The sequence below is a fragment of the Xanthomonas sp. AM6 genome, from assembly GCF_025665335.1.
In the GTDB taxonomy this organism is placed as follows: Bacteria; Pseudomonadota; Gammaproteobacteria; order Xanthomonadales; family Xanthomonadaceae; genus Xanthomonas_A.
In genome coordinates this window covers 4,101,636-4,124,089 of record NZ_CP106869.1, presented here as the reverse complement: position 1 = coordinate 4,124,089, position 22,454 = coordinate 4,101,636, and the positions used below count along the sequence as shown (strand labels likewise).

The window sequence follows — 22,454 nt, the reverse complement described above, 5'->3', positions numbered from 1 at the left end:
GCGCGCGGATCAGTCGGCGTCGCGCTCGCCGCCGCGGTCGTCGTCGGCGCGGTCATGGTCGCGCTCGGCGTCGTACCCATGGCCGCCGGAGGCATCGTGCGCGTAGTCGGCGTAGGGCGCGTCGCTGCGGTCGCCGTCGCGGTCGAAGTGGGTGGTCGCCACCGGCCCGGCCACCGGCAGGCCGCGCGGCGCCGGCAGCTGCGCCGCCGCGGTTTCCAGCTCGCCGAGCAGTTGCGCGCGCCGCGCCTCGGGCAGTTCCTGCCAATGGCAGCCGGTCAGCGCGCCTTCCAGCGAGTACAGCAGGTTGAGGCTGGGCTTGAAGCCGGCACGCTTGACCTTCAGGAACGCGCCGACCGCACCGGCCGCGGCCAGGTCCTGCTGCGTGCGCAGGCCGACCTGGCGCAGCCAGGCCGCGCTCTTGGGGCCGATGTTGCGCAGCTTCTCGGTGCTCATCGCCGGCTCACCGCAGCGCGTCGACGAAGACCTGGGCGATCGCTTCCAGGCCGTGCTGGTCGTCGGCGTCGAAGCGCGCCAGGTCCGGGCTGTCCAGGTCGAACACGCCGATCAGCGCGCCGTCGCGCAGCAGCGGCACCACCAGCTCCGAGCGCGAGGCCGCGTCGCAGGCGATATGCCCGGGAAAGGCCTCCACGTCGTCGATGCGCTGGGTCTGGCCGCTGCTGGCCGCGGCACCGCATACGCCCTTGTGCAGCGGGATGCGCACGCACGCCGGCAGGCCCTGGAACGGCCCGACGACCAGTTCCTTGCCGTCGTACAGGTAGAAGCCGACCCAGTTCAGCCGCGGCAGCGCGTGGTACACCAGCGCTGCCAGGTTGGCGGCGTTGGCGATGCGGTCCGGCTCGCCGTCGACCAGGGCGCGGGCCTGGGCGATCAGCTGGGCGTATTGTTCCGGCTTGCTGCCGGTGAGCGAAGAGGAGGCGAACATCGCACGAGTCTAGCAGCGGCCGATGGCGGCCTGTGCGCCAGGCGGGCGAGGCGCGATGGGCCGGCCGCGACCCCACCCGGGACGCCGCGCGCGGATGCGCAGCGGCCTTGCCGTCGTGCGCCAGCGCTCGACCTGCGCGCCGCCGGTTGCCCTCGTGCGCATCCGTCCACGCGGCAGGCCGCTCCGGACGCCCGGACAGGCCGCCGGTGGCGCTGACGTGGCGCGCCGCGCCGGCTATCCTGCGCGGCCGCGCCGCATGCGGCGGCCTCGAGGTTGATGCAGCGATGAGCTTTCCCGCCTTCTACGTCACCGGCACCGATACCGGCATCGGCAAGACCGTCGCCAGCACCGCGCTGCTGCATGCGCTGCGCGCGCGCGGGCAGTCGGCGGTGGGCATGAAGCCGGTCGCCAGCGGCTGCGAGCGCGAGGCGGACGGCTGGCGCAACGAGGATGCGCTGGCGCTGCAGGCGGCGAGCGCGCCGCGGCCGGACTACGCCGACCTCAATCCCTACGCCTTGCCGCTGCCGCTGGCGCCGGAACTGGCCGCCGCCGACGCCGGCGTGCGCGTGGAGCTGGAGCCGATCGCCGCGGCCTTCGCGCGCCTGCGCGCGCAAGCCGACGTGGTGGTGGTGGAAGGCGTCGGCGGCTGGGCGGCACCGTTGTCGGCGACGCTGGACCAGGCCGACCTGGCGCGCGCGCTGGCGCTGCCGGTGCTGCTGGTGGTCGGGCTGCGCCTGGGCTGCCTCAACCACGCCCGGCTCAGCGCCGCGGCGATCGCCGCCGACGGCCTGCGCTGCATCGGCTGGATCGGCAACGAGATCGATCCGGCGATGCAGCGCATCGACGACAACATGGCGATGCTGCAGGAGCGCTTGCCGGTGCCGTGCTGGGGACGCCTGCCGTACCGGCCGCAACCGGATCCGGCGGAACTGGCCGCATCGCTGTCGCCATGGCGGGGCGAGCAGACGCAGGGCTGATTCGCGGAATGCCGAACACGTGCGAACATCGCGAATCCCGGCCGACGGGGACCTGAGCGTCAATGCCGTGCATCGCATCGTGATGCGTGATGCGTCCAGGCGTTGGAGGACCTGTTTCGACCCCTCCAGCCGTTCCCGACAAAAACGCGGTGTGCTCAAAAGCGGTCGCTGGCCAACCGCAAACTGCTTTCAGCGTGTACGTCGAGTTCCGCGAGATGGAGACTCACCGACGATGCGGGAAGGACGCTGGTCGTGAAGCTGTTGGCCGCACTGTCGAAGTAGGCTGACGCCGTTGCGAATCCCCAATCCCGAATCCCGGCCAAAAAAAGGCCCGGTAGAGGGAGGGATCTACCGGGCCTGGGTGGCGCGGGGGGAGGGACCCGCGCATACCACTGGTCAGTCGTGCGGCAGCGCCGCAGCGGACTTGTCTGGTGTTGCTTATTTGGTCTTGGCTTTCGGCGCGGCCTGGTCGGTGGCCGCCTCGAACTGGTTCTTGGCGAGCTGGCCGATGGCCTCGGAGGTCTTCAGGCCCAGGCCGAACACTTCCTGGTTGGCCGTGGCCAGCCGTTCGAAGTTGTCGCGGGCGATCTGCAGGCCCTTCGGCCACAGCGACTGCACGCTGCCCAGGTCGCGCGCTTCGGTGAGCTCGCCGAGGAAGCCGGTGGTCGCGGCGACGTTCTTCTCGAAGGTCTTCAGCTGCACGCCGAACACGCTCTCGGCGCTTTCCAGCGCCAGACGGTTGGCCCGCGCGGCAGCGGCGGCGAACTGCTGGGTATAGCTGCTGAACTGATCGTTGAATTGAGCGGACATCATGCAACTCCAGAGGAATGCCGATTGCTGTTGCAGTGCAACATACGCGCATTCTGCTGCAATGCAACAAAATTTTCTGAAGCCGCTCAGGTTTCGTTCAAACTGGCTTGCAAATCAACGAGTTGAGCCAAGAGGCCCGGCGCCCATCCACCCCCGGCGACGCGCCACTCGGACGCCACTTGCGCTGCAACGGGCACTCCGGAGGGACGCACTAGGGACTCCTCGCACATCGGGATGCCGCCTTTGCCAATCCCCATCCCGATCCCTGCTTCACGCCCCACGGTACCGGCAGCCGGAAGTGCAGGTCTCGTGCACCACGATCTCGCTCAGCAACGGCAGCGCCGGCTTGAGCCGTTCCCAGATCCACACCGCCAGGCGCTCGCTGGTCGGGTTCTCCAATCCCTCGATGTCGTTGAGGTAGTGGTGGTCGAGCTGGTCGTAGATCGGGCCGAACGCGGCCTTGATGTCGCCGAAGTCCATGACCCAGCCGGTGTCGGCGCCCGGCTCGCCGCTGACGTGCAGTTCGACCCGGAACGAATGCCCGTGCAACCGCGCGCACTTGTGGCCGGGCGGGACGTTGGGCAGGCGGTGCGCCGCTTCGAGGGTGAAGACTTTGAAGATATCCATGCCCGGCATTGTAAAGCCAGGCCGGGCCTGGCCATCGCGGCATCCGAAGCGCGGCATGGTGTCGATGCATGTCACGCGAAGACATATTCGTATGCAGTTATGTAATTTTCGTTAAGCAGGTGGCGATGGCCCACTGGTGCGCCCCGCCTACGGACCTCCACGTGAAGCCGCACATGCCCCACCTGCTCGCCATGAGCCTTGCGAGCGTCCTGCTCGCCCCCGTCGCCGCTGCGCAGTCCCGCACCGACGACGCCACCGGAAAGACCCTGGCGACGGTCAGCGTGACCGGCTCCAACATCAAGCGCAGCGACAGCGAAGGACCCAACCCGGTGCAGGTGATCGACCGCCAGCAACTGGAGCGGTCCGGCAAGCTCACCGTCGCCGACGCGCTGCGCTCGATCTCGGCCAACACCGGCAACGCCAGCAACGAGACCACCAACAACGGCTGGGCCTCCGGCTCGGCCGGCATCGGCCTGCGCGGCCTGTCGCAGAAGAACACGCTGGTGCTGCTCAATGGCCGGCGCCTGGCCAACTACGGCTTCCCGGCCAACGGCCTGGGCGACACCTTCGTCAACCTCAACGCCCTGCCGCTGGTGGCGGTGGAACGCATCGAAGTGCTGAAGGACGGCGCGTCCGCGGTGTACGGGTCCGATGCGGTCGCCGGGGTGGTCAACATCATCACCCGGCAGGATTTCCAGGGCGCCGAGCTCGGCCTCAGCGGCGGCACCTCGGACCAGGGCGGGCTGGATACCCAGCGCGCCAAGTTCATCGGCGGCATCGGCGATCTGGACCGCGACGGCTACAACCTCCTCTTCAGCTTCGATGCCTACAACCGCGACCGGCTGGACCAGGACCAGCGCGCGCTGACCCGCTCGGGCATCTACACCGATTCGCCGGGCGGCCGCTGGAACGGCTGGTCGGCCAAGGGCGCGCGCTATCTGGTCGGCGGGCGTTCGGTGCCGATGCTCGACGCACAGGGCCAGTGCCCCGACGGCACGGTGCTGACCGCCAGCGCGCCGATCGACGGACTGGCCGGCGACACCTGCGCGTTCAACCAGGCGCCGTACACCACGCTGATTCCCTCGACCAAGCGCTACCAGGCCTACACCAACGCCACGTTCCGGCTCGGCGACGATCTGGAGGCGTTCGGCGAGGCGCTCTACAGCGAGGTCAAGGGCGTGTCGATCTTCGGCTCCAGCCCCTATTTCACCCTGGAAGGCGGGCGCTTCGCCCTGAACGCGAACACCGGGCTGGCCGAGCCGGTCTCCAACCTGCTGCCGGCCTCCAGCCCGTACAACCCCTACGGCGTGGCGGTGCCGATCGAATACACGTTCTTCGACCTCGGCGAGTCGATCAAGACCAACCGCTCGCAGTCCTACCGCTTCCTCGGCGGCGTGCGCGGTTCGCTCGCGCGCTGGGATTGGGAGGCGGCCGCGTTCGCCGCGCGCAGCAGCGAGCACGAGACGGTGTCCGGCGGCTTCGCCAATCGCTGGACCCTGGCCCAGGCGCTGGCCGACGGCAGCTACGACCTGCTCGATCCGGCGGCCACGCCGCAATCGGTGATCGATGCGATCAACCTCAGCACCCTGCGGCCGGCGCGGTCCAGTTTGCGCGGCGTCGATGCCAAGCTGTCGGGCACCCTGTTCGCGTTGCCGGCCGGCAGCGTCGGCTTCGCCGCCGGCGCCGAGTGGCGGCAGGAGGAGCTGGTGTCGCGTAACCCGTGGCAGATCGACGCCGGCCTGCAGATCCGCCCGGCGATCGCCGAGGTCGACGGCAAGCGCGAGGTGTCGGCGCTGTACGCCGAGGTCAACGTGCCGCTGCTGCGATCGCTGGAACTGCAGCTGGCCGGGCGCGGCGACCACTACAGCGATTTCGGCGATGCGTTCTCGCCCAAGGTCAGCCTGCGCTGGCAGCCGCTGGAGGCGTTGCTGGTGCGCGCGGCGGCCTCGCGCGGCTTCCGCGCGCCGTCGCTGTCGGAGAACGCGGCCAGCACCAACATCTCCTACGGTTCGGTGGTGGACCCGTACGATCCGGACGTGCCCGGCTCGCGGCAGAATCCGACCTTCTTCACCGTCGGCAACACCGACCTGGATCCGGAGCGCACGCGCAGCTACAACCTCGGCGTGGTGCTGTCGCCCTGGGCCGACACCAGCCTCAGCGTGGACTGGTACAAGATCGAGCTGGAGCACCTGATCGGCACCGGCAACGTCGCCACCCTGGTGCAGAACAACGACCCGGCCGACGTGGTCCGCGACGCGCGCGGCAAGCTGGTCGCGGTCTACAACCGCTACCAGAACCTGAGCGAGCTGAGCACCTCGGGCATCGACGTGGAACTGCGCCAGCGCTGGCGCAGCGCCGCGCTCGGCGACTTCGGCCTGAGCAGCGCCTACACCCATGTGCGCGACTACCGCCGGCCGACCGTGGTCGGCGGTCCGCTCGAAGACTACGCCGGCAGCAACCTCGGCCCGTCGCTGCCGCGCAACAAGGCGACCACCACGCTGGACTGGAACCTGGGCGACGTCAGCGCGGCCCTGACCTGGTACTACAGCGGCGGCTACGCGCAGAAGGCCAGCGCGGCGGCCAGCGCGGTGCAGTCGCGGGTCGACCACTACGACCAGTTCGACCTGTACCTGGGCTACCGCGGCATCGACAGGCTCACCCTCTACGCCAAGATCGAGAACCTGGCCGACGAAAAGCCGCCGTACGACGCCTCTTTCCCCGGCATCCGCGCGCCTTACGACTTCACCCAGTACGACCTGCGCGGCCGCTATTTCACCGTCGGTTTCGACTACCGTTTCTGAGCTCGCCCATGCCACGTCCAAGGAGTGTCTTCATGTCGCATCGCCGCCGCAGTGCCGGGCTGGTCCTGGTCCTCGCCGTTTCCTCCGCGTTCGCGCAGCCGGCGTCGCTGCCCGGCTACGACGCCGCGGCCGCCGAGGCGCAACGCGCGCTGGAGGCGCGCTTCGATGCCGGGCTGCAGGACGCGGACTACCGCGGCTGGCTCAGGCAGTGGTCCTCGCGCCCCAACCAGGTCGGCGCCCCGCACAACCTGGAGAACGCCCGCGACCTGCAGGCGCGGTTGCGCAGTTATGGCTGGGACGCGCGGATCGAGCAGTACGAGGTGCTGTGGCCGTCGCCGAAGAGCGCAGAACTGCAGCTGCTCGGCGCGCGCCCGTACGTGGCGCGGCTGCAGGAACCGCCGCTGCCCGGCGACAGCACCTCCACGCAGACCCAGGACGTGCTGCCGCCGTACGTGATCTACGGCGGCAACGGCGACGTCACCGCCGACCTGGTCTACGTCAACTACGGCATCGCCGAGGACTACGAGGCGCTGGCGCGCAACGGCGTGGACGTGCGCGGCAAGATCGTCATCGCCCGCTACGGCAAGGGCTGGCGCGGGCTCAAGCCGCGCCTGGCGCAGGAGCACGGCGCGATCGGCGCGATCATCTATTCCGATCCGCGCGACGATGGCTATTTCCAGGACCTGCCGTATCCGGACGGTCCGGCGCGCAACCAGTGGAGCGTGCAGCGCGGCTCGGTCGCCAATTTCGCGATCTATCCCGGCGATCCGCTGACGCCCGGCGTGGGCGCCACCGCCGGCGCCAAGCGCCTGCCGATCGAGCAGGCGCGCAATGTGCTGAAGATCCCGACCCTGCCGATCAGCTGGGGCGATGCGCAACCGCTGTTGGCCGCGCTGCGCGGCCCGGTGGCGCCGGAGGACTGGCGCGGCGCATTGCCGATCACCTACCGCCTCGGCGGCGACGGCGCGGCGCAGGTGCACCTGAAGGTCGATGCCGACTGGAGCGGGCGCAAGACCCTGTACAACGTCATCGCCACGTTGCGCGGCAGCGAGTACCCCGACCAGTGGGTGGTGCGCGGCAACCATCGCGACGGCTGGGTGTTCGGCGCCGCCGATCCGCTGTCCGGCACTGCCGCGTTGCTGGCCGAGGCCAAGGCGATCGGCGAACTCGCGCGGCAGGGCCAGCGGCCTAAGCGCACCCTGGTCTACGCCAGCTGGGACGGCGAGGAAGCCGGGCTGCTCGGCTCCACCGAATGGGCCGAACAGCATGCCGACGAGTTGCGGCGCAAGGCGGTGCTGTACGTGAACACCGACGGCAACGGCCGCGGCTTCCTCAACGCCGGCGGCAGCCATGCGCTGCAGCGGCTGGTCAACGGCGTGGCCGCGGATCTGCGCGATCCCGACAGCGGGGTCAGCGTGCTCGAGCGGCAACGCGCCCGCGCGCGCCTGGATGCGCTGGCGCCCAGCGCCAAGCCGGCGCAGAAGGACATCGCCAGGAAGGCGGCGGCCGGCGAGGACCTGCCGCTCAAGGCGTTGGGCTCGGGCAGCGACTACAGCCCGTTCCTGCAGCATCTGGGCCTGGCCACGCTGGACCTGGGCTACGGCGGCCAGGGCGGCGGCAACGGCGTCTACCACTCGCTCTACGATTCCTACGACTACTTCGCGCGCTTCATCGATCCGGACTTCCGCTATCTGCCGCTGCTGTCGCAGACGGTCGGCCGCACCGTGCTGCGGGTGGCCAATGCGCCGGTGCTGCCGCAGCGCTTCGGCGACTTCGCCGACGCGGTGGCCGGCTACGCCAAGGAGCTCAAGCAGCAGGCCGACAGCGATCGCGAGGCGGCGCTGACCCAGGCCGCGCTGCTGCGCGACGGCGCGTACCGCGCGGCCGACAATCCCAGTCGTCCGCTGCGGCCGCCGCAGCCCAAGCAGGCGGTGCCGCCGATCGACTTCGCCGCGCTGGACCAGGCCATCGCCCGCCTGCAATCCAGCAGCCAGCGCTACGACGCGGCACTGGCCGCCCGTGGCGGCACGCTGGACGCGGCGACGCGGCGCCAGCTCAACGCCTCGCTGCAGCGCATCGACCAGAGCCTGCTGGCCGAAGAAGGGCTGCCGGGACGCGCGTGGTACCGCAATCTGGTCTACGCGCCGGGACTGGCGACCGGTTACGAGGTCAAGACCCTGCCCGGCATCCGCGAGGCGCTGGAAGACCAGCGCTGGGACGACCTGCGCACCTACATCGTGCGTACCGCCGCGGTGCTGGACGCGTATCGCGCGCAGATCGACCGCAATGCCGCGTTGATCGAGGGCTAGGGCGGCCGCTCCGGCGCGATGGTGCGTGCGGCAGCGCCTGCCGCGCGCGGCGCCGGGCCGGACGGCATCCGCCTGCGCGAGCAGCCGGGAGCCGCGTCCCTGCGGTCAGGATCGGATCGGCGAGCGGGCGGCTTGCGGCGGGCAGGGGCGCGTCGCGGGACTCTCGGTGGCTTCGGGTCATCGCCGCGACGGGCGTTGTCGGCCGAGATCGTCGCGAGCGACGGCTCGCGCCGCGTGCCCATGCAGCCTGTGGCTTGGCTGGAGAAGCGGCTCGACTGCATGTCATCTGCCGCATCGGCATGCCGTGCACGCCAGGGTCGCGTGGCGCCGATGCGGCACGCACAAAAAAGCCGCCCCGAAGGGCGGCTGTCTGTTTGCAGCGCGCGATCCGTGCGAGCGGATCGCGCCGGCGGCCTCAGCGCGCGCCGGGCTGGCGGTTGCCGCCGTTGGCCTGGCGGCGGCCCTGGCCGCGCCCGCCGTTGGGCTGGGCGCCGGCCGGCTTGGCCCCGGCGTGCGCGTGCGGGCGCGGCGCATCGCCGTGCGGGCGGCGCGCATGGGTGCTCTTGCGCGGCGGGCGCTGACCGCCCGGACGCTCGTCGGCCGGGTTGTTGTTGCCCCAGCGGATCGGCGTCACCGGCTCGAAGCCCGGCACGTCGCGGATGTCCATGTCGCGCTTGAGCATGCGCGCGATCGCGCGCAGCAGCTTGGCCTCGTCCTGCGCCACCAGCGACACCGCCTCGCCCTGCGAGCCGTTGCGGCCGGTGCGGCCGATGCGGTGCACGTAGTCCTCGGCGACCATCGGCAGGTCGTAGTTGATGACCTTCGGCAGCTGGTCGATGTCGATGCCGCGCGCGGCGATGTCGGTGGCCACCAGCACGGTGATGCGGCCGGCCTTGAAGTCGCTGAGCGCGCGCAGGCGCTGGCCCTGGCTCTTGTTGCCGTGGATCGCGGCGGTCTTGAGCCCGGACTTGTCCAGGAACATGGTCAGCTTGTCGGCGCCGTGCTTGGTGCGCGCGAACACCAGGGTCTGCATGCGCGAGTCGGCGGCCAGCAGGTGCAGCAGCAGTTCGCGCTTGCGCGCGCCATCGACCGGGTGCACGCGGTGGGTGATTGTGTCGGCCACGGTGTTGCTCGGCGTGGCCTGGATTTCCTGCGGGTCGTGCATGAACTCGCGGGCCAGCTGCTTGATGCCTTCCTCGAAGGTGGCCGAGAACAGCAGGGTCTGCCGGTTCTGCTTGGGCAGCTTGGCCAGGATGCGCTTGATCGAGGGCAGGAAGCCCATGTCGAGCATGCGGTCGGCCTCGTCCAGCACCAGGATCTCGATGCCCGACAGGTCCACGCTGCGGCGCTCGAGGTGGTCGAGCAGGCGGCCCGGGCAGGCGATCAGCAGGTCCACGCCACGGCGCAGCGCGTCGAGCTGGTTGCCCATGCCGACGCCGCCGTAGATGGTGGTGCTGGGGATGCGCAGGTACTTGCTGTAGCCGCGCAGGCTGTCGTGCACCTGGGTGGCCAGCTCGCGGGTCGGGGTCAGGATCAGCGCGCGCGGCTTGCGCGGGCCGGGGCCGACCGGCTGCGGGGTGGTACCCAGGTGCTGCAGCAGCGGCAGGCCGAACGCGGCGGTCTTGCCGGTGCCGGTCTGCGCGCCGGCCATCAGGTCGTGGCCGGCCAGCGCCAGCGGGATCGCCTGCAACTGGATCGGGGTGGGGGTTTCGTAGCCCTGCTCGGCCAACGCACGCAGCAGGAAGGGCGCCAGGCCCAGGGATTCGAACGACATCGAGGAAAGCTCCAGATAACGCGCCGTCGCCGGGACGTGCCCGGAGTGCAGACGCAAGTAGGGTGAGGCTCGGAGCGTTCCCGTGAACCGCGCTGCGAGAGGGTGGATCAACCCGGAGCACACATCGCTCGGGTTCGTCGGCACCACGAAAGGCGTCGGGCGGGGCGGGCGAGCGGATCGAAGCGATCCTGACCTCGCCGGCGGTCCCTGAGGGAAACGGACGGCCGCATGCAGACCGGGCCAGTCTACGCTGAATTGGCGCAATGCACAAAAGGCGGCAGGTTTCCCGACGGCCGGCGGCTCCGTTTCAGTTGCAACCAATATCCGGTGTGGCCGTACAATCGCCCGATCGGCTCCCCAGCACTGGACGGACATGAAGCTAGGTTCCCTGAAGGAGGGCGGCCGCGACGGCACCCTGATCGTCGTGTCCCGCGACCTGACCCGCGCCGTGCGCGCCACCGGCATCGCCGCGACCCTGCAGCGCGCGCTGGAGGACTGGAGCAACTTGGCGCCGCGGCTGAACGCGCTGTCCGAGTCGCTCAACGACGGCAGCGCCGACGGCCAGTTCGACCTGGACGTCGCCGCACTGGCCGCGCCGCTGCCGCGCGCCTACGAGTTCCTCGACGGCAGCGCCTACCTGCCGCACGTGGAGCGGGTGCGCCGCGCGCGCGGCGCCGAGGTGCCGGAGAGCTTCTACACCGACCCGCTGATGTACCAGGCGGTCAGCGCCGGCTTCTACGGCCCGCGCGATGCGGTCAAGGTGGTCAGCGAGGACCACGGCATCGACCTGGAGGCGGAGATCGTGGTGGTCACCGACGACGTGCCGATGGCGGTCGATGCGCAGCAGGCGGCCGCGCACATCCAGCTGGTCGGGCTGGTCAACGACGTGTCGCTGCGCAATCTGATCCCGGCCGAACTGGCCAAGGGCTTCGGTTTCGTGCAGTCCAAGCCGCGCTCGGCGCTGTCGCCGGTGTTCGTCACCCCCGACGAACTGGGCGAGGCGTGGCGCGGCAACAAGGTGCACCTGCCGCTGCTGACCCACATCAACGGCGCCTGGTTCGGCGCGCCGGAGGCCGGCGAGGACATGCAGTTCGACTTCGCGCAGCTGGTCGCGCATGCGGCCAGGACGCGGCCGCTGGCGGCCGGCGCGGTGATCGGCTCGGGCACCATCGCCAACCAGGACACCTCGCGCGGCGCCTCCTGCTTCGCCGAACAGCGCGTGGTCGAGACCTTGCGCGACGGCCAGCCGAGCACGCCGTTCATGAAGTTCGGCGACGTGGTGCGGATCGAGATGCTGGACCGTGACGGCGTGAGCATCTTCGGCGCGATCGAGCAGCGCATCGAGCCCGCGTCCCGGCCCTGAGCCGGCCAGCGGCGGCATGGGGCGACCGGCGGCGCCTGCGCTGCCGGGTCCGCGGTATCTTCGTCGTTCTGCTGGGGAGGGGACGGAACGTGGAAGAAGCGTTGCAGCTGTACACCTACTGGCGTTCCAGCGCTGCCTATCGCGTGCGCATCGGCCTGAACCTGAAGGGGCTGGCCTACCAGGCAGTGCCGGTGCACCTGGTGCGCGACGGCGGCCAGCAGCATGCGCCGGAATACGCGCGGCTCAATCCGCAGGAGCTGGTGCCGACGCTGTCCCACGACGGCCAGCCGATCCGCCAGTCGCTGGCGATCCTGGAGTACCTGGACGAACGCTGGCCCGAGCCGCCGCTGCTGCCCGACGCGGCGATCGACCGCGCGCGGGTGCGCGGGCTGGCGCAGCTGATCGCCTGCGACATCCACCCGCTCAACAACCTGCGCGTGGGCCGGTTCTTCGAGAACGTGTGGAACGTGCCGCAGTCCGAGCGCGAGGAGTGGATGCTGCACTGGATCGTGCTGGGCTTCGACGCGCTGGAGCAGCTGCTCGCCGAATCGCCCGACACCGGCACGTTCTGCCATGGCGAGCAGCCGGGACTGGCCGATTGCTGCCTGGTGCCGCAGGTGTTCAACGCGCGCCGCTTCGGCGTGGACATGCAGGTCTATCCGACCCTGGCGCGGATCGAGCAGGCCTGCCTGGCGCTGCCGGCGTTCGATGCGGCGCGCCCGGAGCGGCAGCCGGATGCGCAGGGCTGAACCACCCTGCGCCATGACCTGTAGGAGCGGCTTCAGCCGCGACCGGCGCTACCGGTAAAGCGTGTCGCGGCTGAAGCCGCTCCTACAGGGGCGACGCGGCGGCGCGCGCCCTCAGACGAAACCGTGGGTGATCCGCGGCGAACTGGCGCCGCCGCTACCGGCGTCGTAGTCGGCGTAGGGATCGTGCTCGCCGCTGGCGCCCTCGGACAGGCGGAACTTCAGCGCCAGGCCGTCGCGCGAGTCGGCCGCGCGCAGCGCTTCCTCCTGCTCGATCTGGCCCTGCTTGACCATCCGGAACAGGCACTGGTCGAAGGTCTCCATGCCTTCCTCCAGCGATTCCTCCATCGCCTGCTTGATCTCGTGCACCTGGCCGCGGCGCAGCAGGTCGCGGATCATCGGCGTGTTCAGCAGCACTTCGGTGGCCGGGCGGCGGCGCTCGTTCTTGTCCTTGACCAGGCGCTGGGAGATCACCGCGCGCAGGTTCAGCGCCAGGTTCATCAGCACGTTCTTGTGCGCGCTCTCGGGGAAGAAGTTGAGGATGCGCTCGATGGTCTGGTCGGCGTTGTTGGAGTGCAGCGTGGCCAGGCACAGGTGGCCGGTCTCGGCGAAGGCGATCGCCGCTTCCATCGTCGTCGCGTCCAGGATCTCGCCGATCAGGATCACGTCCGGCGCCTCGCGCATCGCGTTCTTCAGCGCGTTGTGGAAGGCGTGGGTGTCCAGGCCGACCTCGCGCTGGTTGACGATGGACATCTTGTGCTTGTGCAGGTATTCGATCGGGTCCTCGATGGTGAGGATGTGCCCGGTGGTGGTGCTGTTGCGGTGGTCGATCATCGACGCCAGCGAGGTGGACTTGCCCGAGCCGGTCGAGCCGACCACCAGCACCAGCCCGCGCGGGGTCATGATCACGTCCTTGAGCACCTGCGGCAGGTGCAGTTCCTCGATGCTGGGGATCTTGCTGCGGATCGCGCGGATCACCATGCCGACCTCGCCGCGCTGCTTGAACACGTTGACCCGGAAGCGGCCGGCGTCCTGCAGCGCGATGGCCATGTTCAGTTCCAGCTCGCGCTCGAACTGCGGCACCTGGCCCTCGTCCATCAGCGAGTAGGCGATCTTCTTGACCATGCCCGGCGGCAGGCCGGTGGCGCCGAGCGGGTACAGCTTGCCTTCGATCTTGATATAGACCGGTGCTCCCGTGGTCAGGAACATGTCCGAGGCGTTCTTTTCGGTCATCAGCTTCAGGAAGTAGCCGATATCCATGCGCAATGGTTCCCCAACAATCCGCGGCTGCCCGTTGCAAGCGCGCCACAGGCTTCCGACAATGGCCGCGCTCGACGTCTCCGCCTACGGCCCCCCTTGATGAAAACTAGCTTCGCACAAATCCGTTGCCCGCAGTACGTGATGGCGTGCGCATTGGCGCTGTTTGCCGCGCCCGCCGCCTTCGCCCAGGTCGCCTCGCCGGAGCTGCAGACCGCGCAGCAGGCGGTGCAGCGCGCGGTCCAGGCCGACGCCGACCAGTACGCCCCGGACCTGATCGCCACCGCCCGCCAGGGCCTGGAGCAGGCCCAGCAGGCGGCGCTGGACCGCCGCCAACGCAAGACCGCCCCGCAGCTGGCGCTGCGCGTGGCGGCCGACGCCGACCTGGCGCGGGTACGCAGCGAGGAGGCGGTGGCGAACGCGCAACTGCAGCAGCGCAAGGCCGAGGTGGCCGAGCTGCAGCGCACCCTGAACACCGGGGAGGGCCGCCCATGAGCCGCCGCCAGGGGATGGCCGGCCGCCTGGCCGCGCTGCTGTTGCTGCTCGCGCCGCTGGCCGCCTTCGCCGCCGAGGATCCGGAGCTGGCGGTGCTGAACCAGCGCCTGGTCGCGCTGCAGGCCGATCCGCTGAGCGCCGACGTGGCCGCCTACGAGCGCCTGCAGGCGCAGCAGGCGGTCGCCGCGTTCGCCGCGGCCAAGCGCAAGGAACAGGACGACGCGCGCTATCTTGCCGAGCGCCGCGTCGAGATCGCCGAGACCGCCGCGCGCGCGGCGCTGGCGCGGCGCGAGGTCGACCGGCTGGAGAAGACCCGCAACGAGCTGCTGGTCGAGGCCAGCCGCCGCGAGGCCGCGCGCGCGCGCCAGGAAGCCGAGCGGCTGCGGGTGCAGGCGCAGATCCAGGCCGAGGAGGCCGAAAGCCTGCGCCAGGCGGCCGAGGCCGAGCAGCTGGCGCGGCAGGACGCCGAGCTGGCCCTGACCAGCGTGGCCGGGCAGCAGACCGCCAAGCTCAGCGCCGCGCAGCAGAAGTCGGCCAAGCTGGCCCGCGAGGAGGCCGAACTGGTCGCCGGGGCCAAGCTGCCGGCTTCGCGCTTCGAGCCGCGCGGGGAAGTCTTCACCGTCACCGGCGGCGCGTTCGCCGCGGGCAAGGCGGCGCTGACCGCCGATGCCGCCGGCCAGGCCAAGGCGCTGGCGCAGTACCTGCAGATCGGCGCCAAGGGCCGGGTGCGGATCGAGGCCTACGACGCCGATGCGGGCGTGGCGCAGAAGCGCGCCGACGCCCTGCGCGACGCGTTGGTCGGCGGCGGCGTCGCCGCGAGCCGGCTGCAGGCGGTCGGCAAGAAGGCGCCGGCGACCAAGGCCCGCGCCGCCGAGGTGGTGATCGCGCCCTGAGCCGGGTGGCCGTTTTCGGATCCTGTAACCGTTTTTAACGCGGTTTTTCCCTGGGCCTGAGCGGCAAGCAACTGAATGCGGGAAAGCGGGCAAGCCTCCCTTGTCGGATCCGGTGGGGAGGCGTAGGGTCGATATCCCAGGCGGCATCGCGTCGCCTGGTCCCACGGAGGCACCGGGCCGATGAAACAGTGGCACGCACCGCAGCACGACGTTCCAGGGGCCGCAGGCCCGGGCGTTGCGGTGGAGTGGCTGGCGGTCCGCGCGACTCCGCTCCCAGGCAACGCCCCGCGCCGTTCCGGCCGGGGCGTTCTTGTTTCCAGCTGAAGGAGGCTATTCCTATGTTCGAAGGGCAATCGCAGACCGAAATCGACGCGCTGATCAAATCCGATCCCGAGTTCAAGCAGCTGTACCAGCGCCACAAGACCCTGGACAAGAAATGCATGGATGCCGAACTCGGCGTGCTGCCGATCGACGATCTCACCCTGTCCCAGATGAAGCGGGAAAAGCTCGCGGCCAAGGAAAAGCTGCTGCGGCTGTACGACGAGCAGCAGAAGCCCCACTGATCCACCTCTCCCACGACGCGTTCACTTGTCGCGGGCGGTGGCCGGCCTCCTCGTCGGCTCGCCACCGTCCGCGTCATCTACCCTGAAGCCGCAATCGCGGCTTTTTTCATGCCGATTTCCGCGCCACCGTCTGACATTCCGGCGCATACCGCGGATAATGCCCGGTCCAGCCGCTGCGACGGCGCGATGTTTCCGGACACGATGGCCATTCATTCTTCCGTACTCGACCTGATCGGCGACACCCCCATCGTCAAGGCCAGCAAGCTCGACACCGGCGTGTGCGAGCTGTACCTGAAGCTGGAGAGCGCCAACCCCGGCGGTTCGATCAAGGACCGCATCGGCCTGTCGATGATCGAGGCGGCCGAGCGCCGCGGCGAGCTCAAGCCCGGCGCGGTGCTGGTCGAGGGCACCGCCGGCAACACCGGCATCGGCCTGGCCCTGGTCGCCCAGCAGAAGGGCTACAAGCTGATCCTGGTGGTGCCGGACAAGATGAGCCGGGAGAAGATCTTCAACCTCAAGGCGATGGGCGCCGAGGTGGTGCTGACCCGCTCGGACGTGGCCAAGGGCCATCCGGAGTACTACCAGGACCTGGCCGCGCGCATCGCCTCCGAGACCCCGGGCGCCTACTTCATCAACCAGTTCGGCAACCCCGACAACCCGGCCGCGCACGAATTCGGCACCGGCCCGGAGATCCTGCGGCAGATGGACGGCAGGCTGGACGCGATCGTGTTCGGCTGCGGCAGCTCCGGCACCATGACCGGCCTGTCGCGCGCCTTCGCCGCCGCCTCGCCGCACACCGAACTGGTGCTGGCCGACCCGGTCGGCTCGATCCTGACCGAGTACATCGAGCAGGGCACGGTCAGCGAGAAGTCCGGCAGCTGGCTGGTGGAGGGCATCGGCGAGGACTTCCTGCCGGCGATCTCCGATTTCACCCGGGTCAAGAAGGCCTACTCGATCAGCGACGCGGAGAGCTTCCACACCGCGCGCGAGCTGCTGGCCAAGGAGGGCATCCTCGGCGGCTCCTCGACCGGCACCCTGCTGGCCGCGGCGCTGAAGTACTGCCGCGCGCAGACCGAGCCCAAGCGCGTGCTGGTGTTCGTCTGCGACACCGGCAACAAGTACCTGTCGAAGATGTACAACGACTACTGGATGCTGGACAACGGCTTCCTGGAGCGCCCGCAGCACGGCGACCTGCGCGACCTGATCCTGCGCCCGTACAGCCAGCGCGACACCGTGGTGGTCGGCCCCAACGACCTGCTGACCACCGCCTACCAGCGCATGAAGCTGTACGACGTGTCGCAGCTGCCGGTGATGGACGGCGACCAACTGGTCGGCATCGTCGACGAAAGCGACGTCTTGTTGCACGTCTACGGCGACGAGGCGCGGTTCCGCGACCCGGTCTCCACGGCCATGGTCAGCAAGCTCGACCGGCTCGACGTGAAATCGCCGATCGAAGCGCTGCTGCCGGTGTTCGACCGCGGCCAGGTCGCCATCGTCATGAACGAAGGCGCCTTCCTCGGCCTGATCACCCGCATCGACCTGCTCAACTACCTGCGCCGCCGCGTGCAGTGACGGTGGTCTCGCGAGCGGCCCCGGTACATGGGGCCGTTCAGACCGCGCTGCTAGAATCACGCCCCTTCTCCGGGAACCCCTCATGACGGACAACGCGTCCAAACCCAATGGCGACGGCCCTGCGCTGTCGCTGGCGACCCTGGCGATCCATGGCGGCCAGCATCCGGACCCGTCCACGGGCGCGGTGATGCCGCCGATCTATGCGACCTCCACCTACGCCCAGTCCAGCCCCGGCGAACACCAGGGCTTCGAGTACTCGCGCACCCACAACCCGACCCGCTTCGCCTACGAGCGCTGCGTCGCCGCGCTGGAAGGCGGCAGCCGCGGCTTCGCGTTCGCCTCCGGCATGGCCGCCACCTCCACGGTGATGGAGCTGCTGGACAGCGGCAGCCACGTGGTGGCGATGGACGACCTGTACGGCGGCAGCTACCGCCTGTTCGAGCGCGTGCGCCGGCGCACCGCCGCCCTGGACTTCAGCTTCGTCGACCTGACCGATCCGGCCGCGTTCGCCGCGGCGATCACGCCCAAGACCCGGATGGTGTGGATCGAGACCCCCACCAACCCGATGCTGAAGATCGTCGACATCGCCGCGATCGCCGCGATCGCGCGCCAGCACGGCCTGCTGGTGGTGGTGGACAACACCTTCGCCTCGCCGATGCTGCAGCGCCCGCTGGAACTGGGCGCGGACATCGTCGTGCACTCGGCCACCAAGTACCTCAACGGCCACTCGGACATGGTCGGCGGCATCGCCGTGGTCGGCGCCAACGCCGCACTGGCCGAGCAGCTGGCGTTCCTGCAGAACTCGGTGGGCGGCGTGCAGGGCCCGTTCGACAGCTTCCTGGCGCTGCGCGGGCTCAAGACCCTGCCGCTGCGCATGCGCGCGCATTGCGAGAACGCGCTGGCGCTGGCGCAGTGGCTGGAACGCCATCCTGCCGTGGAGAAGGTGATCTACCCCGGCCTGGCCTCGCACCCGCAGCACGCCCTGGCGCAGCAACAGATGTCCGGCTTCGGCGGCATCGTCTCGATCGTGCTCAAGGGCGGCTTCGACGCGGCCAAGCGTTTCTGCGAACGCACCGAACTGTTCACCCTGGCCGAATCGCTGGGCGGCGTGGAGAGCCTGGTCAACCATCCCGCGGTGATGACCCATGCCTCGGTGCCGGTGGAACGGCGCGCCCAGCTCGGCATCAGCGATGCGCTGGTGCGGTTGAGCGTGGGGGTGGAGGATGTGGGGGATTTGCGGCGCGACCTGCAACGGGCCCTGGGCTCGTGATTTGCCGCAGTCGTCGCCTGCCGACCGGCCGCAACGAGGCCTGAAGTGGACGTGCACCCGCCTTCGTCGCAAAGCCGCAAGCCTATGGCGATGCTTGTGGGGTTGATGCGATATGCGCTGCTGCGGCCTCGATTGAAGAACGCGGCGCTACGCATGCTTTCTCTCCATCCGGGCGTGCTGCTGGCGCTGAAGCGCTTTGCCGTGCGCGCCGGATTGGCGGCGGACATGGGGCATCGCCACATCGCGATCAACGGGCGCAGTCGCGGCCCGGGCGGTCCGATGCAGCTTTCCTCGCGCGCCGCGCGAATCTTCGCCCAGCTCCAGGCAGCGGCCGCTACTGAGGACGGGAAGCGTGCGCATTCTGATTGATCTCCAGGGAGTGCAAACGCAGAGCAAGCACAGAGGCATCGGCAGATACTCCCTGGCGCTTGCGGAGGCCATGCTCAGGCAGCCGCGCGGGCATGAGTTCTGGGTGGTGAGCAACGCGGACATGGAGCGCGACAAGCTGGAGGGGATCGCGAGCCTGTTGCCGCGCGAGCGGTTCGTAACCTTCCGCTCAGTTCAGCCCGCGCACTGGCGCGACCCGGCCAATGCCTGGCGCCGTCATGCGTCCGAGCGGATCAGAGAGGCATTCCTGCAGGATCTGCAGCCGGACCTGGTGCATGTATCGAGCCTGATGGAAGGCGCGCAGGAGGCGGCGGTCACTTCCATCGGCGTGCGTCCCTGTCCCAGGCCGACCGCTGCGACGCTGTACGATCTGATCCCGCTTCATGATCCGAGTTATCTGAATGCCGATTGGGTCAGGCAGTGGTATGCCTCCAAGCTCGAATCGCTGGAGCGTGCCGAGGTGCTGCTCGCCATCTCCGAATACGTCAGGCAGGACGCGCTGGAAACTCTGCGGCTGCGGCCAAACGTCGTGAACATCTCGTCGGCGGCGTCGGAGACGTTTCGTCCGGTCCCGGTGAACGATCTGCTTCGCGCCAGGTTGTCGGCGGCGTTCGGGATCCGCGGCAAGTACCTGATCTACAGCGGGGCCATGGATCCGCGCAAGAACCTGGAGCGCCTGCTGGCGGCGTACGCCGCACTGCCGGGACGCCTGCTGTCGCAGCATCAGCTGGTGATAGTCGGCGGCCTGTCCGAACTGGAGAAGGGGCGTCTGGCGCTGGTCGCGCGGCGCCTTGGCGTGGCGCCAGATCGCATCGTGTTGACCGGTCATGTGTCCGATGAGCAACTCGTCGAGCTTTACTGCGGCGCCGAGTTGTTCGTGTTTCCCTCGTTGCAGGAAGGCTTCGGACTGCCCGCGCTTGAGGCTATGTCGTGCGGAACGGCGGTCATTGGTTCGGCGCTGACGAGCATTCCGGAAGTGATAGGAAGGCGCGATGCCCTGTTCGATCCGACGGATGTCGGCGCGATCGCCGGCGCGATCCAGCGAGTGCTCGATACGCCGGAGTTCGCGCGGGATCTTCGTGCCCACGGCCTGCGCCAAGCGTCGACCTTTTCCTGGTCCGCGACGGCCGCGCGCGCCCTCGATGCGTTCGAGAGCTGTCATCGGCAGCGTACGTCGCCGCGGCCCTGGAGGGCGCTGCATGCGGACATGCAAACGAACGAGGCCGCGCTGGTCAAGGAACTGGTGCACGACCTGTCGACCGGGAACGCCGCCCCGACCTGCGACTTGATGGCGGCGGCGGCGGCGATTGCCGCGAACCAGGAAACCGCGCTGGAAGCGCTCCGGCGCATGCAGCCGTTGCCTTCAACGCTTTCCTGGCGCGTGGAGGGGCCCTTCGACAGCAGCTACAGCCTGGCCTTGGTCAACCGGGAGATTGCGCTCGCCCTGCATCGCGAAGGCGTGCAGGTGGCGTTGCACTGCACAGACGGCGACGGGGATTTCGAACCTGACCCCGCCTTTCTGACGCGAGAGCCCGAGATCGCGGACTTGCATCGCCGGGCCGCTGCCCTGGATCCGACGGCGGCCGATGTCAGCAGCCGCCTGCTGTATCCGCCTCGCGTGCAGGATATGAGTTCACGTTTCAACCTGTTGCATGCCTACGCTTGGGAGGAGTCGGAGCTACCCTGCGAATGGGTCGACGATTTCAACGAATTCCTGCAGGGCGCCTCGGCGCTCTCGGCGCACGTCAAGAAGGTGTTGATCGACAATGGAGTCGGCTTGCCGATTTCCGTGTGCGGCGCCGGTGTCGACCATTGGCGGCGCGCTCCAGCCCACGCGGACTTCGAACTGAAGGCCAGGCGGTTCCGCTTCCTGCATGTTTCCTCCTGTCTCCCCCGCAAGGGCGTGGACGTACTGCTGCAGGCATACGGCGACGCATTCAGCGAGGACGACGACGTTTCCCTGGTCATCAAGACCTTCGCCAACCCACAGAATCAGGTGGAGCGCTGGCTGGCGGCCGCGCGGGCTTCCAGGCCCGGATTCCCGCATGTGGAGATCATTGAAGAGGATCTCTCCGACGCGCAGCTTCAGGGGCTGTATTCCCAGTGCCACGTGATGGTAGCGCCCAGTCGCGCGGAGGGGTTCGGGCTGCCGATGGCGGAGGCGATGATGTCGGGGTTGGCGGTGATCACCACCGGATGGGGAGGGCAGTGCGACTTCTGCACGCCCGAAACCGCGTGGCTGCTGGATTACGAATTCGCATCCGCTGCGACCCTGTTCGATCTGCCCGAGTCGGTCTGGGCCGAACCTTCGCGTGCTCACCTGGCTTCCTTGCTTAGGGAACTGCATTCGCTCGGCGCAAGCGAGCGCGCCCAGCGCGTTCGCCGCGGCGAGCAATTGCTGCGGGCCAAGTTTGGCTGGGGCGATGTGGCACGCCGGTTGATCGGGTTCACCAGAGAGGTGGCGGCGCTGCCAATGGCCGCGACCGCGCTATCGGTGGCGTGGGTAGGTCCTTGGCAGCAAGACTGCGCCGTGACCGCGCATGCATTGGGCCTGGTGGGGCAGATGGATGCACGGATTTTCCGGTTGGCCTGGGCCGCAGGCGCGCCGGTGGCGCCTGTACCGGAACTGGAGCACTGCTGGCGGCCGCAGGGGCCGGATGCGCTATCCGAGCTGGATGCGCAGCTGGATGTGCTGGCTCCCGACGTAGTGGTGCTCCAGCTCCATCGCGGGCTGGTGCAAGCAGACCGGTTTTCCGCACTGGTGGAACGGCAGAAGCGGCACGACGGACGAGTCGTGGTCGCCATGCTGCATGGGCTGGCAGGCGAAGAGGCGTGGGAGAGCGGCACCTTTCGCCAGGCGCTCCAGGCCTGCGATCGCGTCCTGGTGCCCGCCATCGGCGCGCTCAACGTGCTGCGCGCGCACGGCATCGTGAACAACGCAGCGATCCTGCCTTACGGGATGGAGGATGCGGCGATGGCGCCGGGCGAGTCCCGTACTGCGGTGCCGCGCCGCGTGCTCGCCGTAACGAGCGGCGCCTGGGATCGGGAACTGCAATCGCTGATCGGCGCAATCGGCCGCTTGCGGCTGGAGATCGGCGATGCCTCGCTCGTCTTGCTGGCGGACACGCCGCCGCCGAATGCCGACGAACCCTGGATCAGCGCATGCACGGATGAGCAGGAACTGGCCGATGTCGCTGCCGTGGTGCTGATCGGCGACGCGCAACCCGACGGGCTCCCCTTGGTCGCGCGTCGCGCCCTGGCGTTGGAGCGACCGGTGCTGAGCATCTCCGAACGCGTCGCCTGGCCGTTTCCGGTCCAGCACCTGGAGCCGGACGCCGCGAGACGTTTGGTCGATGCGCTGGCGGCGAGTTTTCGCGGCCAGGGCTGGGGGGCGGAGCAACGCTTCGCGAGGTGGCGCGATGCGCGCCGGTACTCGCGGCTCGGGCGGCGCTTGTGGAATATGATGAAAGCCATTGCGTGGGATGCCTCCGCGCGTCGCGCAACCTGCTCAACAGCGCTGCACGACGGGCCGGTGCTGCACGGCGGGCCGGTTCTGCCCGAGCGCGCGAATGCGTACCGCACCGGGCACGTCTCGTGACCGCGCCGCGAAAACTGTCCATGCCCAGGCTGCCGCGTAGGCGGGTCTGGATGGCTGCGCGAACTTCGA

Annotated in this window: 19 protein-coding genes; 12 read left to right on the top strand and 7 right to left on the bottom strand. The window is 69.4% G+C overall.

The genetic code is table 11. From position 1 onward, the window contains the following. Positions 1-9: 9 nt before the first annotated feature. Together OCJ37_RS17605 and OCJ37_RS17600 are read right to left on the bottom strand one after the other, a co-directional pair. A complete protein-coding gene (locus OCJ37_RS17605; RefSeq protein WP_263110986.1) occupies positions 10-453 on the bottom strand; it encodes a TfoX/Sxy family protein in 444 nt (147 codons plus the stop codon). A 7-nt stretch (positions 454-460) separates the two neighbouring features. Next, on the bottom strand, positions 461-943 hold the full coding sequence (locus tag OCJ37_RS17600) for a free L-methionine (R)-S-oxide reductase MsrC (protein ID WP_263110985.1): 483 nt from the start codon (positions 941-943) through the stop codon (positions 461-463). Between the two features lie 284 nt (positions 944-1,227). On the opposite strand from OCJ37_RS17600, the gene bioD reads away from it, so the two are divergent. Beyond that, positions 1,228-1,920 (top strand): dethiobiotin synthase, encoded by a 693-nt coding sequence (bioD, locus tag OCJ37_RS17595; protein WP_263110984.1) that lies wholly within the window; start codon positions 1,228-1,230, stop codon positions 1,918-1,920. Positions 1,921-2,358: 438 nt separating this feature from the next. Here the strand turns inward: bioD and OCJ37_RS17590 are convergent, their stop codons facing one another. Continuing rightward, on the bottom strand, positions 2,359-2,730 hold the full coding sequence (locus OCJ37_RS17590; RefSeq protein ID WP_263110983.1) for a phasin family protein: 372 nt from the start codon (positions 2,728-2,730) through the stop codon (positions 2,359-2,361). Positions 2,731-3,000: 270 nt separating this feature from the next. Next, positions 3,001-3,357, bottom strand: coding sequence for a 6-carboxytetrahydropterin synthase QueD (gene queD, locus OCJ37_RS17585; RefSeq protein WP_263110982.1), 357 nt, complete (start codon positions 3,355-3,357; stop codon positions 3,001-3,003). Between the two features lie 173 nt (positions 3,358-3,530). Between queD and OCJ37_RS17580 the strand changes: the two genes are divergently transcribed. Together OCJ37_RS17580 and OCJ37_RS17575 are read left to right on the top strand one after the other, a co-directional pair. Beyond that, complete coding sequence (locus tag OCJ37_RS17580; RefSeq protein WP_263110981.1) at positions 3,531-6,158, top strand: TonB-dependent receptor plug domain-containing protein; 2,628 nt, start codon at positions 3,531-3,533, stop codon at positions 6,156-6,158. Between the two features lie 32 nt (positions 6,159-6,190). Next, positions 6,191-8,467 carry a transferrin receptor-like dimerization domain-containing protein gene (locus OCJ37_RS17575; protein WP_263110980.1) on the top strand — a complete coding sequence of 759 codons (2,277 nt, stop codon included), beginning with the start codon at positions 6,191-6,193 and terminating at the stop codon, positions 8,465-8,467. Positions 8,468-8,882: 415 nt separating this feature from the next. Here OCJ37_RS17575 and OCJ37_RS17570 read toward each other — a convergent pair whose 3' ends face one another. After that, positions 8,883-10,241, bottom strand: coding sequence for a DEAD/DEAH box helicase (locus OCJ37_RS17570; protein WP_263110979.1), 1,359 nt, complete (start codon positions 10,239-10,241; stop codon positions 8,883-8,885). A 373-nt stretch (positions 10,242-10,614) separates the two neighbouring features. On the opposite strand from OCJ37_RS17570, the gene OCJ37_RS17565 reads away from it, so the two are divergent. Continuing rightward, positions 10,615-11,604 (top strand): fumarylacetoacetate hydrolase family protein, encoded by a 990-nt coding sequence (locus OCJ37_RS17565; protein ID WP_263110978.1) that lies wholly within the window; start codon positions 10,615-10,617, stop codon positions 11,602-11,604. 89 nt (positions 11,605-11,693) lie between these two features. Next, on the top strand, positions 11,694-12,353 hold the full coding sequence (gene maiA, locus OCJ37_RS17560) for a maleylacetoacetate isomerase (RefSeq protein WP_263110977.1): 660 nt from the start codon (positions 11,694-11,696) through the stop codon (positions 12,351-12,353). A 111-nt stretch (positions 12,354-12,464) separates the two neighbouring features. Here maiA and OCJ37_RS17555 read toward each other — a convergent pair whose 3' ends face one another. Then, complete coding sequence (locus OCJ37_RS17555) at positions 12,465-13,610, bottom strand: PilT/PilU family type 4a pilus ATPase (RefSeq protein ID WP_263110976.1); 1,146 nt, start codon at positions 13,608-13,610, stop codon at positions 12,465-12,467. A gap of 99 nt (positions 13,611-13,709) precedes the next feature. Between OCJ37_RS17555 and OCJ37_RS17550 the strand changes: the two genes are divergently transcribed. The 3 genes from OCJ37_RS17550 to OCJ37_RS17540 all read left to right on the top strand — a co-directional run bounded on the left by OCJ37_RS17550 (position 13,710) and on the right by OCJ37_RS17540 (position 15,558). Continuing rightward, positions 13,710-14,102: a DUF4398 domain-containing protein gene (locus tag OCJ37_RS17550; protein ID WP_263110975.1), complete on the top strand. Its 393-nt coding sequence runs from the start codon at positions 13,710-13,712 to the stop codon at positions 14,100-14,102. Then, positions 14,099-14,995 carry an OmpA family protein gene (locus OCJ37_RS17545; RefSeq protein WP_263110974.1) on the top strand — a complete coding sequence of 299 codons (897 nt, stop codon included), beginning with the start codon at positions 14,099-14,101 and terminating at the stop codon, positions 14,993-14,995. The genes OCJ37_RS17550 and OCJ37_RS17545 overlap by 4 nt, the downstream gene beginning before the upstream one ends. Before the next feature lie 338 nt (positions 14,996-15,333). Continuing rightward, the gene (locus tag OCJ37_RS17540) at positions 15,334-15,558 is read left to right on the top strand and encodes an HP1242/YdcH family protein (RefSeq protein ID WP_263110973.1); all 225 of its coding nucleotides are present in this window, start codon (positions 15,334-15,336) and stop codon (positions 15,556-15,558) included. A gap of 77 nt (positions 15,559-15,635) precedes the next feature. On the opposite strand, the gene OCJ37_RS17535 is transcribed toward OCJ37_RS17540, so the two are convergent. Beyond that, the gene (locus OCJ37_RS17535; protein WP_263110972.1) at positions 15,636-15,767 is read right to left on the bottom strand and encodes a hypothetical protein; all 132 of its coding nucleotides are present in this window, start codon (positions 15,765-15,767) and stop codon (positions 15,636-15,638) included. Between OCJ37_RS17535 and OCJ37_RS17530 the strand changes: the two genes are divergently transcribed. From OCJ37_RS17530 to OCJ37_RS17515, 4 genes are all read left to right on the top strand, one after another. After that, positions 15,760-17,130 carry a pyridoxal-phosphate dependent enzyme gene (locus OCJ37_RS17530; RefSeq protein WP_263110971.1) on the top strand — a complete coding sequence of 457 codons (1,371 nt, stop codon included), beginning with the start codon at positions 15,760-15,762 and terminating at the stop codon, positions 17,128-17,130. The two genes, OCJ37_RS17535 and OCJ37_RS17530, sit on opposite strands and share 8 nt — an antisense overlap. An 82-nt stretch (positions 17,131-17,212) precedes the next feature. After that, entirely contained in the window at positions 17,213-18,400 is a 1,188-nt protein-coding gene (locus tag OCJ37_RS17525; protein WP_263110970.1) for a cystathionine gamma-synthase, read from the top strand. Positions 18,401-18,445: 45 nt separating this feature from the next. Continuing rightward, positions 18,446-18,769 (top strand): hypothetical protein, encoded by a 324-nt coding sequence (locus tag OCJ37_RS17520; RefSeq protein ID WP_263110969.1) that lies wholly within the window; start codon positions 18,446-18,448, stop codon positions 18,767-18,769. Beyond that, on the top strand, positions 18,753-22,385 hold the full coding sequence (locus OCJ37_RS17515) for a glycosyltransferase (RefSeq protein WP_263110968.1): 3,633 nt from the start codon (positions 18,753-18,755) through the stop codon (positions 22,383-22,385). Before OCJ37_RS17520 ends, OCJ37_RS17515 begins: the two co-directional genes overlap by 17 nt. The last annotated feature ends 69 nt before the right edge of the window (positions 22,386-22,454 follow it).

What these genes read in the sequence shown, in the direction of transcription:
- OCJ37_RS17555 (WP_263110976.1), bottom strand. Translation starts at nt 13,610, where the DNA reads ATGGATATCGGCTACTTCCTGAAGCTGATGACCGAAAAGAACGCCTCG.
- OCJ37_RS17565 (WP_263110978.1), top strand. Translation starts at nt 10,615, where the DNA reads ATGAAGCTAGGTTCCCTGAAGGAGGGCGGCCGCGACGGCACCCTGATC.
- OCJ37_RS17590 (WP_263110983.1), bottom strand. Translation starts at nt 2,730, where the DNA reads ATGTCCGCTCAATTCAACGATCAGTTCAGCAGCTATACCCAGCAGTTC.
- OCJ37_RS17580 (WP_263110981.1), top strand. Translation starts at nt 3,531, where the DNA reads ATGCCCCACCTGCTCGCCATGAGCCTTGCGAGCGTCCTGCTCGCCCCC.
- OCJ37_RS17540 (WP_263110973.1), top strand. Translation starts at nt 15,334, where the DNA reads ATGTTCGAAGGGCAATCGCAGACCGAAATCGACGCGCTGATCAAATCC.
- OCJ37_RS17545 (WP_263110974.1), top strand. Translation starts at nt 14,099, where the DNA reads ATGAGCCGCCGCCAGGGGATGGCCGGCCGCCTGGCCGCGCTGCTGTTG.
- OCJ37_RS17600 (WP_263110985.1), bottom strand. Translation starts at nt 943, where the DNA reads ATGTTCGCCTCCTCTTCGCTCACCGGCAGCAAGCCGGAACAATACGCC.
- OCJ37_RS17525 (WP_263110970.1), top strand. Translation starts at nt 17,213, where the DNA reads ATGACGGACAACGCGTCCAAACCCAATGGCGACGGCCCTGCGCTGTCG.
- queD (WP_263110982.1), bottom strand. Translation starts at nt 3,357, where the DNA reads ATGGATATCTTCAAAGTCTTCACCCTCGAAGCGGCGCACCGCCTGCCC.
- OCJ37_RS17575 (WP_263110980.1), top strand. Translation starts at nt 6,191, where the DNA reads ATGTCGCATCGCCGCCGCAGTGCCGGGCTGGTCCTGGTCCTCGCCGTT.
- OCJ37_RS17550 (WP_263110975.1), top strand. Translation starts at nt 13,710, where the DNA reads ATGAAAACTAGCTTCGCACAAATCCGTTGCCCGCAGTACGTGATGGCG.
- OCJ37_RS17605 (WP_263110986.1), bottom strand. Translation starts at nt 453, where the DNA reads ATGAGCACCGAGAAGCTGCGCAACATCGGCCCCAAGAGCGCGGCCTGG.
- OCJ37_RS17530 (WP_263110971.1), top strand. Translation starts at nt 15,760, where the DNA reads ATGGCCATTCATTCTTCCGTACTCGACCTGATCGGCGACACCCCCATC.
- OCJ37_RS17535 (WP_263110972.1), bottom strand. Translation starts at nt 15,767, where the DNA reads ATGGCCATCGTGTCCGGAAACATCGCGCCGTCGCAGCGGCTGGACCGG.
- bioD (WP_263110984.1), top strand. Translation starts at nt 1,228, where the DNA reads ATGAGCTTTCCCGCCTTCTACGTCACCGGCACCGATACCGGCATCGGC.
- OCJ37_RS17570 (WP_263110979.1), bottom strand. Translation starts at nt 10,241, where the DNA reads ATGTCGTTCGAATCCCTGGGCCTGGCGCCCTTCCTGCTGCGTGCGTTG.